The sequence below is a fragment of the Levilactobacillus acidifarinae DSM 19394 = JCM 15949 genome, from assembly GCF_001434835.1.
GTDB lineage: Bacteria > Bacillota > Bacilli > Lactobacillales > Lactobacillaceae > Levilactobacillus > Levilactobacillus acidifarinae.
Map to the genome: position 1 here is coordinate 207,326 of NZ_AZDV01000026.1, position 17,111 is coordinate 224,436.

A 17,111-nucleotide genomic window follows, 5' to 3' on the forward strand; every position below is an offset into this window, starting at 1 on the left:
TCCCGGGGAAAGGGTAGTCGACGCTTGCTCTGGCCAATTGAAAAATGCTAGAATTACAATATTCCTCACGGTTGTGAGGGTGATTCGTTGTAATTATGCTATTTTATCTGATGGCATTTAGTAATCCCCACAAGTGTGGGGTAAAAAATAAAAGAACTTGTAATTATGATATTTAATTTGTGATAATCTTTTATTTTTTAATCTTATGTGCTAAAGTAAGGATATAAGTTCAAGGCATAATCAGAAATTATTGGTAATAGAAGGTTGTCTTTATTCGAAAAATGATACCGCTTACCAATTTAATTATAAAACGAAACGTTATACATATAAACACTTGGGAAGTGAAAAATAGTGAATTCGAAATTATCTGCTGATGAAACTAGCCTGTGGGCCAAAAAAAATACGGAAAACGGGGAACAGCGCTGGTTACCCCTCGTGGTCCATTTGACGGATGCTGCGAATGTGATGAATTGGCTATATTACCATTGGCTAGACGAGGGGCAACGCCAGTTTTTAACGACTACGTTACCAGATGAAGAGATGCAAAAATTGGTTAAATTTCTCGGATTCTTTCACGATTTCGGCAAGGCCACCCCAGCGTTTCAGACCAAGAAATCTTACGACGGTAATCGGTCTTTGGATGCCGAATTGTTGGAATTGTTAAGTCGGCACGGGTTTGCCGATTTAACGAACTTGGTGTTAGCTTCTCCCCAAAAATCGCCGCACGCACTAGCGGGAGAGGCCTTACTAGAAAGTGACCGTTTTAACGTCCCGGCGGCTATCGGGGCCATTATTGGTGGGCATCACGGTAAACCGGGACGGTGGGCGCCCAAACGCCAGCTAAAGGATTACCCAGCCAATTATTGTCAGATTGATGGTATCCCGGACGATCCACAAGAGCGGGAACGCGAACAGTGGATTAAATTAAACTGGGAAGACGTTCAGCAACGATTATTTGCTTACGGACTAGAGCTTGCGGGCTACCAAGATGCCGCGGAAATCCCGACGGTGAATCAGCCCCAGGCCGTTATCTTAGAGGGCCTCTTGATTATGGCCGATTGGCTGGCATCGAGTGAATATTTAGATGCCGCGCAGACCATCCCGTTGTTTCCGTTGATTCGGTTGGATGAGTCTTATCAAGACGTTGATTTAACGGCCCGTTACCAACACGCTATTCTAACGTGGAAACGCACGGATAAGTGGGAACCCCACCAAGTGGCGGTAAACGATAGTCAGGATCAACAGCAACATCGCGATCCTTATTTTGACCGCTGGGGCTTCACGGCCCGAGACGTACAATTGATCATGACCCAGGCCGTCCAAGCCACGACGGACCCTGGAATGGTGATCGTTGAAGCCGGCATGGGGGTGGGGAAGACCGAAATTGCGTTGGTCGCCGCCGAACAGTTAGCCGCTAAAACGGGTAGAAATGGGGTCTTTATGGGACTTCCGACTCAGGCGACGACTAACGCCATGTTTAGCCGGGTGGTAGCCTGGGCCCGACAGTTGGCCAATGCCGAGGGGAAGAAGCTACCGATTAATTTGATGCACGGGAAAAAGCAGTTTAATCAAAACTTTCAGAATCTTCCGGACGCGGCAAACGTGTATGACCACGACCAGCAGTTAGTAGGTAACCAATCTGAGACCAAGGCCCAAAGTGAAGCCGGGGCGGTGGTCGTGAACGGGTGGTTCTCGGGGAAAAAATCGATTTTAGCGGACTTTACGGTGGGAACGATCGACAATCTACTGTTGATGGGACTCAAGAAGAAGCATTTGTTCCTCCGTCACCTAGGGTTTAGCGGCAAGGTTGTCATTATCGACGAAGTGCACGCCTATGACACCTATATGAATAGTTATCTGTATAAAGCAATTAATTGGCTAGGCGCCTATCATGTACCCATTATTGTTTTATCGGCGACGCTTCCCATTGCTAAACGTAACAAATTGATTTATGCCTATTTAAAAGGAAAATACGGACGTCAATACAAAAAAAGGTTACAAGCTCCAGCTGGTTGGGACCAAGCCCAGGCCTATCCCCTGTTAACCTTGGTAGATGGCCAGACGATTAAGCAAACTACGGACTTTAATCAGCGTCAAGCGGCGAACACCACGGTCCAGATTCAACGACTCAATCTGGACGATGCCGCATTGATCAAAGCCGTCATGGTAAAGATTCAAGCCGGCGGAGTAGCGGGAGTGATTGTTAACACGGTCAAGCGGGCTCAGGCGTTAGCTAAGTTAGTTTTAGCTCATCCAGGTGACGTTCAACTAATGGTTCTACATTCGGCTTTTCTCGCTCCCGACCGGTCTAAACAAGAGCAAGCGCTGCAACGTGCGATTGGTAAGGGCGGGACCCGGCCGAAGAAGTTGATTGTGATTGGAACACAGGTGTTGGAACAATCCTTAGATATTGATTTCGACGTTTTGTACACCGATATCGCACCGATGGACTTGATCCTCCAACGGATCGGTCGGTTACACCGGCATCAAATTACCCGGCCAGTAGCGTTGCAGCACCCCCAAACCTTTATTCTAGGGGTACAGGGACCGGGCGATTACGGAGATGCCAATGAGGCCGTCTACGAAAAGTACTTACTCATGAAAACGGACCATTTCTTAGGTGAGACGGTGGCCTTACCCCGAGATATTTCTCGGCTGGTCCAAAAGGTGTACGACCCAGCGACCGATGATGAAGTGGCTGGAATTGAATTGGCCAAGGAAGACTTTGAGGATGACCGTGATCGCGAAAAAGCCCGTTCCAAGGTCTTTCAAGTGGCTCCACCCAAGTTGAAGGCGGGGCAAACCATTCACGGATGGTTAGATTGGGATGACCAAAGCTTGGACAAGGATGAGCAAAATGCCAGTGCGGCGGTCCGGGATATTCAGGAGTCGATTGAGGTTGTCTTAGTGCAACATACGGCCCATGGTGACTATTTGCTCGATGGACGACCGTTAAATACCGTTAAGCCGCAAGAAATTGCCGAACAAGTGCTGCGGTTGCCAACGGCGGTGACGCCTAGAAATTCAGTGGTTGCGCAAGTAATCACGACATTGGAGCAACGAACGGGGGACCAATTTGCCGATTGGCAATTAAGTCCTTGGTTACGCGGGGCGTTGGCCTTATCGCTAGATGACCAGGCCACGACAACTTTGGGGAGGTGGTCCTTAACGTACTCAACTAAGCTCGGACTGAGCTATGAAAAGGAGGATGAGCATGACTGAACAACATTTTAACCTGACAACGGATCCGTGGATTAAAGTGATCCGGCGGGATACCAGCCAGGAAACCAAAGTGTCATTGATTGAGCTTTTTGCCCACGCCCAGGATTACCGCCAATTAGCGGGCGAAATGAAATCCCAGGATTTGGCGATTCTACGCCTGTTATTGGCAATTTTGACCACGGTGTATTCACGATTCGATGCCGAGGGTGAAGCCTATAGCTGGTTGCAATTTGACGACGATACGTTCCAAGCCATTGACGTGAATCCGGATGATGATACCGAGGAATCCGAAATGGCAGGCGACCTATTAGCGACTTGGACACAGGTCTATCAGACGGGCCACTTTTCCGATATCGTGACTCGCTATTTACAACGGTATGCTGATCGGTTTGACTTCTTTGGCGACCATCCCTTTTATCAGGTCACGACCCAGGATTACGATGCTTTGGTGCCCGCTAATAAGCAGGTGGCTAAGGGCAAAGGCCGGGTGGCCGTTAAACAGTTAAACCGACGGATTTCAGAGAGTGCCAATACCCCCGCCGTTTTTGCCCCGAAGACTGGGGCACTAAAGAATCAATTACCGATAGATGAACTGGTACGGTGGCTCATTACTTATCAGAACTTTACGGGGGTCACGGATAAAACCAAAGTGGTCACCACTGAAAAGTTTTCGAATCCCGCGGGTTGGCTGTACCGGTTAGGCCCCGTCTACGCGCAGGGGCAGACGGTCTTTGAAACCTTGATGCTGAATCTAGTTTTAGTGGGCGACAAGTTGGACGTTACGGCGGTTCAGCGGCCGGTGTGGGAATTTACAACGGTGCAAGAATATGTGGCTGACCGCAAAAAGCAAGCCAAACCGACTAATTTATCGGAACTCTACACGGCCTGGTCGAGAATTCTACATATTGAATGGGTTGATCAACAACCTAATATCTTTAGTGCGGGGATCCCCATGTTTGCGCCGGAAGATACGTTAATCGAACCGATGACCACTTGGCGGTGGGATAAGAAGGAAAAGCAGTTCAGACCCGCCGTTAAGGGATTACGGTCACTGGGAATTTCGATGTGGCGGAACTTTGGTCAGTACGTTAAGGTCAATGACGAAAAGACCGAACGGCAACCAGGAGTGGTTGATTGGTTGCAGAAGTTGAAGCACCAAGAAGAGACGGTGATTCCCGATGAACAGCCGTTGACCCTAGCTTCGGTTGCTTTGATTAGCGACGGAAACGCGACGTCTCAATCACCGGCCGCAGAAGTGGCCGACGACTTGCAAATGCAGGCGGATGTGCTATTTGATCCGGAGATTGAAGACCATTGGCCGGTCAGAATTGAGGACGCGGTTGAGGTGACTCAGAATGTTGGAACGGATTTTTATCACTTTGCTGCGGATATTGCACAGATTCGCGACATTGACTCGCGTGACTTTGCGGGAAAATGGAGTGCGCAGTTCTACGCGAACTTAGATGCACCGTTTAAGGACTGGCTGGCGCAACTAACGGGTCATGATAACCGGGAAGTTAAAATTAACGACTGGAAGTTGCAGTTGCAGGGCCTGTTACGTCAAGCTGTACAGGCCGTCCTGGAAACCAGTTCACCGCGCGACATTACGGGGATTAAGGACAGTAAGGACCGACCGTTCAATATTTTTACGGCGCAGAGTCGCTTAAGTTACAACGTGCACATCCATTTGAACCTAACTAAGAAGGCGTGATGATTATGGGAAATAAAGTAAAAAAAACTGTTGAGGAGACGACGGATACCATCATCCGGGCGCTTTATCGTGAAGGTAATCCGAATAAAGCGGTATTGGCGGGTCTGAGAAGTACCACCACGTTGACCGGTCACCGGGCGCAAGCAGTCTGGCCCATCATGTTGGCTAACCTGGATGAGGGGATGTTGAGTAAGACCGGTCAACCCACCTATGCGGAAATGGCGATTTTTGCCGCGTTACGGTTTTACGCTATCCAACAACAAGGGGTCGAGGGTCACATGGTTTATGGCTCCGCTAAGGCTAAAGACGAAGATGACAAAGGTGTTGCATTGTTTAAGGCCCTAGCTCAATTACGAAGTCAAGAGGGCCAGCAAGTTGCCTTAGATCGCCGAGTTCGCGCTGTGCTGGAAACAACGAACGTGACGAGCATGATCAATTCGTTGTCCCATTTAATTAGTATTTTAAAGTCCCATAATCGGGGACAAAAAATTGATTATGCGGCTCTAGCTCAGGATCTGTACAACGCGCAGTGGGGGAACCGTCAAGCAAATCAGGTTCACCTGTACTGGGGGCAACAATACTATTGGAATGGTTCTACGACAAATGAAGGGAAGAAAAACTAATGACTACTCAAAACTTATACCTCGACATTAACGTGTTACAGACGGTCCCATCCTCTAACTTAAACCGAGATGATACGGGTGCCCCAAAGACGGCTCTGTACGGTGGCGTGACGCGAGCACGGGTTTCTTCGCAAAGTTGGAAACGTGCCGTCCGCTCAACTTTTCGGGAAGATAATGTCGATGTCGGAACACGGACCAAGGAAGCTGCCCAATTATTGGTCAACGAACTGAAGCAACAAGACACCACGTTAGACGACGATGCGGCGTGGGCTAAGACTGACGCGGCCTTCAAGGCGGCGGGCGTTAAACTAAACAAAGACCATGAAACGGGTGCGCTGCTACTGATTAGTCGCGGACAACTTGAAAAATTGGCCCAATATTTATTGGCTAACGATGATCTTGATAAAAAAGAAGTCAAGAAGGTCTTAAAGGGTGATCAATCCCTAGACTTAGCGTTATTTGGTCGCATGGTGGCCGATAATCCGGAACTAAACGTGGATGCAGCGGCGCAAGTGGCCCATGCTATTTCCACGCACGAAGTTGTTCCAGAATATGACTACTTTACGGCTTTGGATGATTTACAAGGCGAGGACGAAACCGGTGCGGCCATGCTGGGGAGTATTGAATACAACTCATCAACCCTTTATCGCTACGCCAACGTGAACGTGAACGAATTAGTGCACAACTTAAATGCGGAAGATGCGGTTCACGGTGTTGCTGATTTCATCAAGGATTTTCTCTTGTCGATGCCAACGGGGAAGCAAAACACCTTTGCCAACAAGACCTTACCAAGCTATGTGCTGATCACGTTGCGTCCAGATACGCCGGTTAACCTGGTCTCGGCCTTTGAAAAGCCAGTGGACTCACGTGATGGCTACGTTGCCGCTTCAATTGACCGGTTGGAAGCAGAGTATCAAACGACCCAACAATTTGTCGACACGCCACGGTTGAACGTGGTCCTAGGAAAGGCCGATTCTCAAATTGGTGAAGTGGCGACGAACTTAGCTGATTTACTTAGCAAGGTTACCGGCAGCTTGACGGAGGCGATTCAGGATGAAGACACTAACGCTTAGACTCACGGCACCTTTGCAGTCGTATGGTAACCAAGCGACCTTTGAACGCCGAACTTCTGGCGATTTTCCGTCCAAGAGCGCCATTATCGGGATGATGGCGGCAGCACTGGGTTACCGCCGCGACGATGACCGTATTCTGGCACTTAATGACCTGGTCTTTGCGGTCAGAGTGGACCAAGGAGGCAAGCCCCTGACTGAGTTTCAAACGGTTGAGTGGAAGCAGGGCACCCGTAAGTTGACGCACCGAGACTATCTCCAGGATGCCGTTTTTATGGTGGCCGTGGGGAGCGAGGATGAAACCACGATAACGCGGATTCATGAGGCACTGCAACGCCCCAAGTTCCAGTTATTTCTTGGTCGCCGGGCCAGTGTTCCCGCGGGGGTGCTACAAATTCGCGAATTTGCCGATCAGACCCCGATTACGATCTTAAAAAGGCTGGCTTGGCAGGCGTCGGGCTGGTACCAAAAGCGGTATACCAAGTGGCACCCTCAGGCAGCGACCGTGACGTTAGATATGTACGCGGATGCGGTGTTATTACCCAATAAGCATCGGGTCATGGTCAGAGACCGAGTTGAGTCATTTGATCAACGTAATCGCCGCTATGGATTTCGACCGTTGGCGACGGAGCGGGTAACGTTGCCCAATTCACTGGTTGAAAAGGTTGACCAGGTTGCCACGGAACATGACCCGTTTAGCGTACTTTAGAAGGGAGTTAGCTGTATGTATCTATCACGAGTTGAAGTTGATAGTCGTAATCGTCAAAAAATAAAAGACCTAACTCACTTAGGCGCTTACCATAATTGGGTTGAACAGAGTTTTCCAAAAGAGATTGCCCAAAAGGAACGTCACCGCCACCTTTGGCGACTGGATAATTTGGGAGGCAAACAATACTTACTAGTCCTCAGTGAAGAGAAGCCGGATATTCAAAAATTAGTGACCTACGGAGTTACTGGCACGGCTATGATCAAAACCTATGATTCATTCTTAGATAAGATTCAGACGGGCCAGATTATGCAATTTCGATTGACGGCTAATCCTTCGCGTAAGATTAGTCGTCCGGGTCAAAAACAGGGACGGGTTGTGCCCCACATTACGGTAGACCAGCAACGAAACTGGCTGATTGAGCGGGCTGCGGCAAGTGGGTTTGAGTTAGTTCAACAAGAAATCGTTGATGAGCCAGAGGCTCCCGTTAGCCGGGCGTTTGATATCGTCGCGCGGGATTGGCCGGTATTACACCATAAAAAGGAACATAGCGTGCGTCTTAGTCGGGTAACTTTTGAAGGCCTTTTACGGGTAACGGACGTTGAGGCGTTTAAGACCACGTTAACGCAAGGCCTCGGCCGTGAAAAAGCATTTGGCATGGGTCTGATGACGGTAATTCCGGAAAGGTAGCGAATGATGAAAAAGAAAATTGGCGCTAAAAAGCCCGAGCTGTCCGAGTTGGGACGAGTCCGTGACCGAATTTCTTTTCTCTACCTGGAACACGCTAAGTTAAACCGTCAAGATAGCGCCATTCAGGTGTTAGATCAACGGGGAATCGTCTGTATTCCCGCAGCAATGATTAGTGTTTTGATGTTAGGGCCGGGTGTAGACGTCACTCATCGGGCAATGGAACTGATTGGTGATACGGGGACTGGTGTCGTGTGGGTTGGCGAACAAGGGGTGCGTGAATACGCGCACGGCCGAGCGTTGAATCATTCGTCGCGCTTGTTACAGGCCCAAGCTAAACTGGTCTCGAATCAACGTACCCGCGTGGCCGTTGCCCGCAAGATGTATCAGATGCGTTTTCCCGACCAAGACGTATCGGGATTAAGCATGCAGGAACTACGGGGTAAAGAAGGTGCGCGGGTTAGAAATGTATACCGGGAACAATCTCTAAAAACGCACGTTGCTTGGACGCGGCGGACCTATGATCCCAATAATTTTGAATCAGGAACACCAATTAATCAAGCATTGACTGCGGCTCATCAAGCCTTGTATGGGTTGAGCTATAGCGTTATTGTCGCCTTGGGGGCGTCCCCCGGCCTAGGCTTCGTACACACGGGACATGATTTGGCCTTCGTTTATGACTTTGCGGATTTGTACAAGGCGGATACTTCGATTCCAGTGGCGTTTCAAATGGCTGCCCAGTACGGTGAGGATAAGGATATCGGATCCAAGACCCGTTTGGCGATGCGCGATGCGTTCCGCGATGGGAAACTGTTAGTGCGGATGGTCGCGGATTTGAAGACCCTAATGGGTGTAACTGACGAGGTTGATGAGGCTGATTTGGTTAACCTTTGGGATGATAAATTGGGCCTACAAAAGATGGGTGTCCAGTATCAAGAAGTTGGTGAAGATGACCGATGATTGTGGTGACGTTAACTAAGGTCCCCGCGGCGTTACGGGGCGATCTAACTAAATGGACCCAAGAAATTCAAACTGGTGTCTATGTGGGCAACGTTAGTGCACGGATTCGCAACTTGCTATGGGACCGCATCGTACAAAATATCGGTCATGGTGAAGCCACGCTGGCTTACAATACCAATAGCGAGTTGGGCTACACTTTCCGAACGACGCGTCAAGACCGTCAAGTTGTGGACTATGATGGAGTTCCATTGATGATGCATTTGAAGCACCCGAAGACACCGGTAAAACCAGGATTCAGTAACGCTGCTAAATTTCATCAGGCGAAAACTATGGCTCATCGACGTCAAGTGCAGAAAGCGGTAGCATCTGTCGCAACGAAGACGGTTCAATTGCCATCCCCGCTGGTGGTCTTGGACCTCGAAACCACCGGACTCAAAAGTGTGCAGGACCAAATTATGTCGATTGGTGCGGTAAAACGCAACGCCAACGGTCAGGTGGAATCATTTCAACGGCTGATTCAAATTGAGGGGACGGTCCCGTCAAAGATTACGGCACTGACCGGGATAACAACTGAACAGTTACAGACTCAAGGCGTGGACTTGGCTACGGCATTGAAAGACTTGCGCGAGTTCGTTCAGGACCTGACAATTGTTGGATATAATGTCGGCTTTGACGAAAAGTTCTTAAACGTTGGCTATCAATTTGTTGAACAACCAAATTTGACGAATACTTTTCGTGATTTAATGCCAACGGTTAAAAATGCTCAGGAATTTTTAGATAATTACCGATTAGCGACAGTTCTAGAAAAGTATAAAATTCAGAACGCTGATCCGCATCACGCACTAGCTGACGCTCAGGCAACCCTGGCTTTAGCGGACAAGTTAATAAAAAACGGTGATTTCCGAATTTAGGAATGCCGATTTAACGGGATTTGTTTAGTGTATTCCCCACACGTGTGGGGGTGATTCCCAGTCGACGGGCTGGCGGATCTAAATCCTTCAGTATTCCCCACACGTGTGGGGGTGATTCTTAGGTGACACGGCTATTGATACGGACGTTGAAGTATTCCCCACACGTGTGGGGGTGATTCCCATGAAATATCTAATCAAGCCGCCCCAAGGTAGTATTCCCCACACGTGTGGGGGTGATTCTCACCCATCCGTCTAGCTTCGGTCTTGCCGTCTGTATTCCCCACACGTGTGGGGGTGATTCTGCACGTCGGATTATACGGACCGAATCGGCCCGGTATTCCCCACACGTGTGGGGGTGATTCTTGTACGTGAAGTACGGGATTCCGTTTGGCGAGTAGTATTCCCCACACGTGTGGGGGTGATTCCATCACCATCAATCTTAAGGGGGTCTGATTATGGTATTCCCCACACGTGTGGGGGTGATTCCCAGCCGCACTCTTTGAAAGACGACCATATAAAGTATTCCCCACACGTGTGGGGGTGATTCCAGAAACGCCTAGTGTTTTTGCAACTTGCGTTAGTATTCCCCACACGTGTGGGGGTGATTCCATTATTTAGTACCTCCGTTCATAGATGCGATTGTATTCCCCACACGTGTGGGGGTGATTCCAAAGTTCTGCTCATTATCGCTTAAACGGTTAAGTATTCCCCACACGTGTGGGGGTGATTCTCAGGTTAGCCTTCCGGCCGCCAAGCCATTGGCGTATTCCCCACACGTGTGGGGGTGATTCTAACACTGACTATGCCATGAAGATAGCTTGGTTGTATTCCCCACACGTGTGGGGGTGATTCTGATTTGCCACGTTATCATATTAAAATTGATGGGTATTCCCCACACGTGTGGGGGTGATTCCGACGAAAGCGACGGGCGCCCCCGCCGCTTTTTGTATTCCCCACACGTGTGGGGGTGATTCTACTTCAACGAAATCAATTTTTAGTGTTGATGTGTATTCCCCACACGTGTGGGGGTGATTCCATTAAACCCATGAAATGCAAGAAAACAAGCCGGTATTCCCCACACGTGTGGGGGTGATTCACTTATCGCCCAACACTTGGCTGGGGGCGATTAGTATTCCCCACACGTGTGGGGGTGATTCTTAGATTAGTCTATAAAATCCAGTTGACTCTTAGTATTCCCCACACGTGTGGGGGTGATTCCCACCTTCGGGCTGATCGTAAGACCGACTCGATGTATTCCCCACACGTGTGGGGGTGATTCCTCACGGTCGGCGGAGTCCATCCGAATTAAAATGTATTCCCCACACGTGTGGGGGTGATTCCGATACCGGTCATCAGGTCCATCATCACCGCCCGTATTCCCCACACGTGTGGGGGTGATTCTAAAGGGTTAGGCATTAACTGTCTGGCCCTTTTGTATTCCCCACACGTGTGGGGGTGATTCTAAACGTTGACAAGCCTTTAAATAGTATGGTATGTATTCCCCACACGTGTGGGGGTGATTCCGTGGGCGCCCTCAAGTCCGTAGGTGGTCGTTCGTATTCCCCACACGTGTGGGGGTGATTCCGAAATGTCGCTGGCCAACGAGACGGCTTTTAAGTATTCCCCACATGTGTGGGGGTGATTCCTACGCCCAATCCGAGATGGCAACTAACTATTTGTATTTCCCACATGCGTGTGGGAGTGAACTTTTACAAAAGAGAATAATTCCTATGCTACTAGGATTGGTTGAGGTTATCATGATTTATACTGATTTCCGAACTTGCTATTGTAGAGCCCTGTATGTGAGTAGAGAAAATTAACATTCTCGATGGATCAAACTAAGCATAAAAATGACTGCCAGTCTTCAAACTAGCAGTCATTATGAGTCAAAATTAATCAGCCGAACCAATCAGCTGTCCCCGAACCACATCGTCCCGTTGTTCGTAGGCTAATTGTTGTGCCGGCGTTCGCGGTTGATGCTCATCGACAGGCGTTAGTGTAATCGTCGAGACCTGTGAACGGCTATTGCGTAATGGCGCTAAGGCTTTCAGGCCGCCATTCGCTTGTGGAATTAGCGTGTAGTGCCGGTCCCGGAGTGCCGCAAAGTAGGTCTCGTAATTTGGGGCTTCCAAGTATTGGGGGGCTAGGTGGATCACTTCTCCTGTGGCGTGTTCGACAAAAGAGGGGTCAATCCAAACCGCTGGTGTTTTTAGTTGTTCCTCCATGGTCATACTTCCCTTCAGTGTTGTGTGATTAATTCTCTTAGAATTAACTTATCCATCTCCAGTATAGCCAATTAGGCCCCAAGTCACGAGCAAACGGACTTGGGGCCTAACTTTTTAGCTTATTTAAGTGATGAGGCTTTCAATTATCTCGCGATAAATTAGGAACTTACCGGATTGCCTTCACCTATTAAAAGGGTCACACTGAGATTATTAAACCAAAACTAGTTTTGAAAAGGGGTTCATGGACTGATGATTAAACGGTTATGGCAGCTTGGGGCGGCCCAACGCTGGAAAATGGGGGTTCAACTTTTAGGGCAATGGTTGAGTCGGTTGTTAGTGGTCACGTTGGTCTGGGCCGGTGCGCAGTGGGCGTTACGGGGCACCGTTAATGTCGGCTTACTCAGTCTAATTGGCATTCAATTAGTCGTTACGGTACTTTACCTGTTGGCGAGTGGCTGGTTGAGCCGCAACGGGTGGGCGGCCGCGGCCAGTCAGGACCTCCAAGAACAATTTTTAAACGCCACCTTCCGGCCGACGCAGACCACAACCGACGTGATGCAGGGGCTCCAACAAGACCTCAGCACGTTGCGAGCGGTGACCATCTTTTTTGACACCATCATTCCGACCATCTTGCAACTGATCTTAACCGGGGTAGTGCTGATTGGCGTGGTTCTGAGCGTTCACGCCCGGACGGTGGCGATTCCCGTCGGCGGTATTTTATTGTTAGGCATGGGGATGGGCCTGTTACAGGGCCTGGGGAACCGGCAAAACCTGGCCTACATTCAAAGTTTTAACCAGATGGGTCAACGGTTTCTCGACGACTTTCTAGGAATGAGTACGCTCATCATGTACCAGCGCCAACACCGCTACGCCCGCGACTTTGCGGCCGATTCGGAAGACTACCGGCAAAAGACCATGGGCGTCTTACGCTATCAGCTCCAGTCGCTCACCATCATGGATTTTTGCCTGTACGGGGCGATTGGTTATTTCTTACTGGCTCAGGTCAACGCGGTGAAGGCGCACACGTTAGCCTTGAGTACGGCGCTGGGCATCGGTACGCTAACCGCGGTCTGGCTGATCGACTTTCGGCAGTTTGGGTACTTCATGCACGTCTTCATGTCGACGTTGCCAAAATTACGGCACCTGTTTGCCGTGATCGACGCGGCCGCGGCACCCCAGAAAACCGCGGCGGCAGTCACGCTTGACGCGCCGGTCACCCGCTTGCAACTCACCGGCACGGTGGGCCACACTGATCAGCCCTTACTGACGACGGATTTAACGTTAACGGCGGGGCAACTGGTGGGACTGACTGGCCCCAGTGGGAGCGGGAAAAGCACGTTAGCCCAAACCTTAATGCAACGCCAACCGCTTTTAGCCGGGAAGGTGCTGGTCAACGGCACCACGGACCTGGCGACGGTGGCGCCGACCGATTGGTTAACCCATCTAGTCTACCTGGGACCCACGGCGAAACTTTTTGCCGGCAGCATTCAAGATAACTTATTATTGGGCAATCGGACCGCCGATTGGCAGCAGCGCTTGCACGATCTGGGGCTCTGTCGCTTCGTGGCGGACTTGCCCGCGGGGTACGCCACCCCGGTCGGCGAAAACGGGGCACAATTGTCGCCGGGTCAACGCCAACAGGTGGCCGTCGCCCGCGCCGTTTTGGCGAACAAGGACGGGTATGTCTTTGACGAGGTGACGTCCAACATCGATCCGGATAACGCCAATCAGATCTTGGCCGTGATCCAGCAATTGGCCCAAACCAAGCTGGTACTTCTGATCACGCACCGCCTAGACGACCTGCAACGACTCGACCACTTGGCCTTCTTGACGGATCAACGACTAGTGCAAGGGACCTTTACCAGTCTACAAGCGCAGGTCCCGGCGTTTGCCCAATTGGTTCAAGCACAACAACGCTTACTCAAGGAGGTGGCGACTGTATGAGCCTATTTAAACGGTTACTAGTGACCGCTGGCCGCTTGAACTGGGTCCTGGCCGCCAGTATTTTGGCCGGACTCGCCGCCACCGGGTTTCAACTAGGCCTGTTGTGGGGCGGGTTTACGGTGTTGTTTCACCCCATCCCGTTCTGGTGGGTCTGGTTACTGGTCCTGGCGTTGGTCGGGGGGCTTTGTCGTTTCGGCGAACAGTATCTGGGACACTTGGCGGCCTTTAAAATCCTGGCACACCTGCGCAACCTGACCTACCAACAGCTCCTACGTTTAGCCCCCGCCAAGTTGGACGATCAACGCAGTAGCGACGTCCTCAAACTCCTGGCTCAAGACATCGGGCTGATTGAAATCTTCTACGCCCACACACTGGCCCCGGTGGTGATCGGAAGTCTGACGGCAGTGAGCTTCGTGATCATTTTTGGTCTTGCTTCGCCCTGGTTGGGTTTAATTGCTTTGATTGCTTACGCGGGCATTGGTCTGGGGGTACCCCTGGCGACGCACCGACGGTTAAAACCGCTGACCACCGAGCTCAATGCCCGGGACTTGCAGGAACAACGCCAACTGGCCGAAGCCCTCACGGGACAACGGGAGCTGCAACAGTATCAAGCCACGTCCACGCGGTTGGCGCAACTCGACCAAGCCACGCACGCCTACTGGCAGGTGAACCGGCAAAAGGCGTTACGGCAGACCCAAACGGCCGTGATCATGCAGTTGATCGTGGTGCTGAGCTTGATGGCCGTGATCGGCGTCGTGGTTACGCAACACCTGTCGTTGGTCTGGGCAGTTCTCTTTCCCTTCACGTTCAGCCGGTTGTTAGCGCTGGGTAATTTACCAGGATCGTTGAGCGGGGGACTTCTCGCCGCGCAAAACGTCTTTGACTTTTTGGACGAAACGCCACGGGTGACGGCGGGTTCGGCGCAGTTGGGGCCTCTACAACGGACGCAACTGCAGCAAGTGGACTTTGCCTACCCGCAGCGGCCCACGGAGCCCATCTTACGGCACACCGATTTAACGGTGACGGCGGGAGAACGCCTCGGCCTGGTGGGTCCCAGTGGGGCCGGTAAGTCGACCATTGTGAAACTCATCATGCGCTGGTACGCGGCCGACCGGGGGACCGTCACGTTTAACGGTCAAGCCGGCGAGACGTTATCGTTAGCGGCGGTGCGCCAAGCCATCAACTACGTGCCTCAAACTGCACAAATTTTTACCGGGACGTTACGAGAAAATCTGACCTTACGCGACGAACAATTGACGGATGAGCGGCTCTGGCAGGTCTTGGACTGGCTGGACTTGGCTGCCACCGTACGCCGGTTGCCCGACCAACTGAACACCCGGGTGTCGCCCAACCGACCGGTACTTTCGGCCGGGGAGGGGCAACGCTTAGAACTGGCCCGGGCACTGGTCCAGCCGAGTGCCTTATTAATCCTAGACGAGCCCACCAGTAACCTGGACGTGCTTAACGAGGCCCTCATTTTAAAGACGGTGCGGCAGCACTACGCCGGCACCGTCATCCTGGTCACCCACCGGCCAAGTTCGTTAGCCCTGTGTGACCGGGTGCTGGCCTTACGGGACGGGCGCTTGGTTCCCGTTGATCGCGGCGCCGTTTGACGACTCACCGAGAAAAGTAGGGGTCTAACGGTTTATTTACCCGTGAGTTGTGGCAAACTAGAAGGTGAGGTGTTGACATGACAAAAATTGCGTTAATTTCAGACGTGCACGGCGACGTAACGGCCTTAAAGGCGGTGGTCGCCGACGCCAGGCAAGCCGGTTGTACGGTTTTTTGGCTGATTGGCGACCTCTTCTTGCCGGGACCGGGGGCCCACGACCTGCTGGCGGTGCTGGATCAATTGCCGTTAACCGCGTACGTGCGGGGCAACTGGGAAGATAACCTCTTGGAGGCCATCGACGGGCCGATTCAACTGGCCCGCCCACGCAAGATCTACCTGGCCATCTTAGGTGACTACGTGCGGGCCCAACTGACGGCGGCCGACATTGATCGGCTGCACCACTTACCCCTCACGCAAACGCGAACGGTGGACGGGCTAACGGTTCAGCTCAGCCACAACCTGCCCACGCAAAATTGGGGGAAGACCTTACGACCGGTGGGCGACCAGGCGGCCTTCGATCAGCTGGCGGGGCCCACGACGGACGTAGCCGTTTACGGGCACACCCACCAACAGCTGATGCGCTGGAGTAGTGCCGGGCAGCTGATCATCAATCCCGGGACCGTGGGAATGCCCTATCCCGACTGGCCGAGCTTCACGACGGACTTGCGGGCCCAGTACGCCATCGTGACCACGCACGGTGTGGCACTGCCCACCGTTGACTTTCGGCACGTGGCGTACGACGTTGAGGCAGAATTGGCCCTAGCACGGAACCGCCAACTGCCGTATTTAACGATGTATGCGCGGCAACTGCGCGAGGGGATGGTCAACACCCACGACGCCACGGCTTTGACCCAGTTGACCACCCAACTAGGCTATAATCGGCGGTTACAAGCGATTTTGACCCGGTTACACCAGAACTGACGCGACTAAATCGGTGTTGAAATTCGGTGGGGAAAGGGGCATCCTTAAGTTGACAGGATGAAATCGATTTCATAAGCCTATCGATGGACGCTTAACTGATGAATGAGGGGATGCGCAACATGTTTTTTAAAGCAGAGAATTTAAAGTTAGAACGGGTCGACGATAATACGCTACGCCAGGTGGGCGCACACGGTGAGGGGCTAATGGACGCGTTGGTGATTTTCGAACACGCGGTGCCCGCCGACACGCCGATCCCGTTTCACCACCACGTGCACGTCCAGACCACGTACGTGTTGCGCGGTACGTTTTTGTTTGCGGTGAAGTATCCCGACCACACCGAGGTTCAAAAGGTGCAGACCGGCGATAGCATTTATTTCCCCAGCAACTACGAGCACGGTTGCATTCCGTTAGCCGACGATAGCCGGTTGCTGGACGCCTTTACGCCGATTCGCGAGGACTTCTTACATTAACGACGTGATCACTAACAAGCGCCATCCCGACAAGATTCGAGATGGCGCT

At 51.5% G+C, this 17,111-nt stretch carries 13 protein-coding genes and 1 CRISPR repeat array; of the genes, 12 read left to right on the forward strand and 1 reads right to left on the reverse strand.

Translation table 11 applies throughout. The features are described from left to right. The first annotated feature begins 351 nt into the window (after positions 1-351). The 8 genes from FD25_RS08685 to cas2e are packed head-to-tail and all read left to right on the forward strand — an operon-like array spanning position 352 to position 9,890. A complete protein-coding gene (locus tag FD25_RS08685; RefSeq protein WP_057803324.1) occupies positions 352-3,222 on the forward strand; it encodes a CRISPR-associated helicase/endonuclease Cas3 in 2,871 nt (956 codons plus the stop codon). Further along, positions 3,215-4,933 carry a type I-E CRISPR-associated protein Cse1/CasA gene (locus tag FD25_RS08690; RefSeq protein ID WP_057803327.1) on the forward strand — a complete coding sequence of 573 codons (1,719 nt, stop codon included), beginning with the start codon at positions 3,215-3,217 and terminating at the stop codon, positions 4,931-4,933. Before FD25_RS08685 ends, FD25_RS08690 begins: the two co-directional genes overlap by 8 nt. A 5-nt stretch (positions 4,934-4,938) precedes the next feature. Next, the gene (casB, locus tag FD25_RS08695; protein WP_057803329.1) at positions 4,939-5,556 is read left to right on the forward strand and encodes a type I-E CRISPR-associated protein Cse2/CasB; all 618 of its coding nucleotides are present in this window, start codon (positions 4,939-4,941) and stop codon (positions 5,554-5,556) included. After that, positions 5,556-6,629: a type I-E CRISPR-associated protein Cas7/Cse4/CasC gene (gene cas7e, locus FD25_RS08700; protein WP_057803331.1), complete on the forward strand. Its 1,074-nt coding sequence runs from the start codon at positions 5,556-5,558 to the stop codon at positions 6,627-6,629. The genes casB and cas7e overlap by 1 nt, the downstream gene beginning before the upstream one ends. Beyond that, on the forward strand, positions 6,610-7,335 hold the full coding sequence (gene cas5e, locus FD25_RS08705; protein WP_057803333.1) for a type I-E CRISPR-associated protein Cas5/CasD: 726 nt from the start codon (positions 6,610-6,612) through the stop codon (positions 7,333-7,335). The genes cas7e and cas5e overlap by 20 nt, the downstream gene beginning before the upstream one ends. Positions 7,336-7,350: 15 nt before the next feature. Further along, the gene (gene cas6e, locus FD25_RS08710) at positions 7,351-8,022 is read left to right on the forward strand and encodes a type I-E CRISPR-associated protein Cas6/Cse3/CasE (RefSeq protein WP_057803335.1); all 672 of its coding nucleotides are present in this window, start codon (positions 7,351-7,353) and stop codon (positions 8,020-8,022) included. Between the two features lie 6 nt (positions 8,023-8,028). Beyond that, complete coding sequence (gene cas1e / locus FD25_RS08715) at positions 8,029-8,979, forward strand: type I-E CRISPR-associated endonuclease Cas1e (RefSeq protein ID WP_057804294.1); 951 nt, start codon at positions 8,029-8,031, stop codon at positions 8,977-8,979. Next, positions 8,976-9,890 carry a type I-E CRISPR-associated endoribonuclease Cas2e gene (gene cas2e, locus FD25_RS08720; protein ID WP_057803338.1) on the forward strand — a complete coding sequence of 305 codons (915 nt, stop codon included), beginning with the start codon at positions 8,976-8,978 and terminating at the stop codon, positions 9,888-9,890. Before cas1e ends, cas2e begins: the two co-directional genes overlap by 4 nt. 29 nt (positions 9,891-9,919) lie before the next feature. Then, positions 9,920-11,535: a CRISPR direct-repeat array (repeat unit 28 nt; unit sequence GTATTCCCCACACGTGTGGGGGTGATTC). Positions 11,536-11,782: 247 nt separating this feature from the next. Here the strand turns inward: cas2e and FD25_RS08725 are convergent. Continuing rightward, on the reverse strand, positions 11,783-12,115 hold the full coding sequence (locus FD25_RS08725; protein WP_057803340.1) for a hypothetical protein: 333 nt from the start codon (positions 12,113-12,115) through the stop codon (positions 11,783-11,785). 249 nt (positions 12,116-12,364) lie between these two features. Between FD25_RS08725 and FD25_RS08730 the strand changes: the two genes are divergently transcribed. The 4 genes from FD25_RS08730 (at position 12,365) to FD25_RS08745 (ending at position 17,062) form a co-directional block, all read left to right on the forward strand. Next, positions 12,365-14,059, forward strand: coding sequence for an ATP-binding cassette domain-containing protein (locus tag FD25_RS08730; RefSeq protein ID WP_057803342.1), 1,695 nt, complete (start codon positions 12,365-12,367; stop codon positions 14,057-14,059). Then, positions 14,056-15,672 (forward strand): amino acid ABC transporter ATP-binding/permease protein, encoded by a 1,617-nt coding sequence (locus FD25_RS08735; RefSeq protein WP_057803344.1) that lies wholly within the window; start codon positions 14,056-14,058, stop codon positions 15,670-15,672. The genes FD25_RS08730 and FD25_RS08735 overlap by 4 nt, the downstream gene beginning before the upstream one ends. A 77-nt stretch (positions 15,673-15,749) precedes the next feature. Further along, positions 15,750-16,592, forward strand: a complete 843-nt coding sequence (locus FD25_RS08740; protein WP_057803346.1) for a metallophosphoesterase family protein — start codon at positions 15,750-15,752, stop codon at positions 16,590-16,592. Between the two features lie 119 nt (positions 16,593-16,711). Further along, positions 16,712-17,062 (forward strand): cupin domain-containing protein, encoded by a 351-nt coding sequence (locus FD25_RS08745; protein ID WP_057803348.1) that lies wholly within the window; start codon positions 16,712-16,714, stop codon positions 17,060-17,062. The last annotated feature ends 49 nt before the right edge of the window (positions 17,063-17,111 follow it).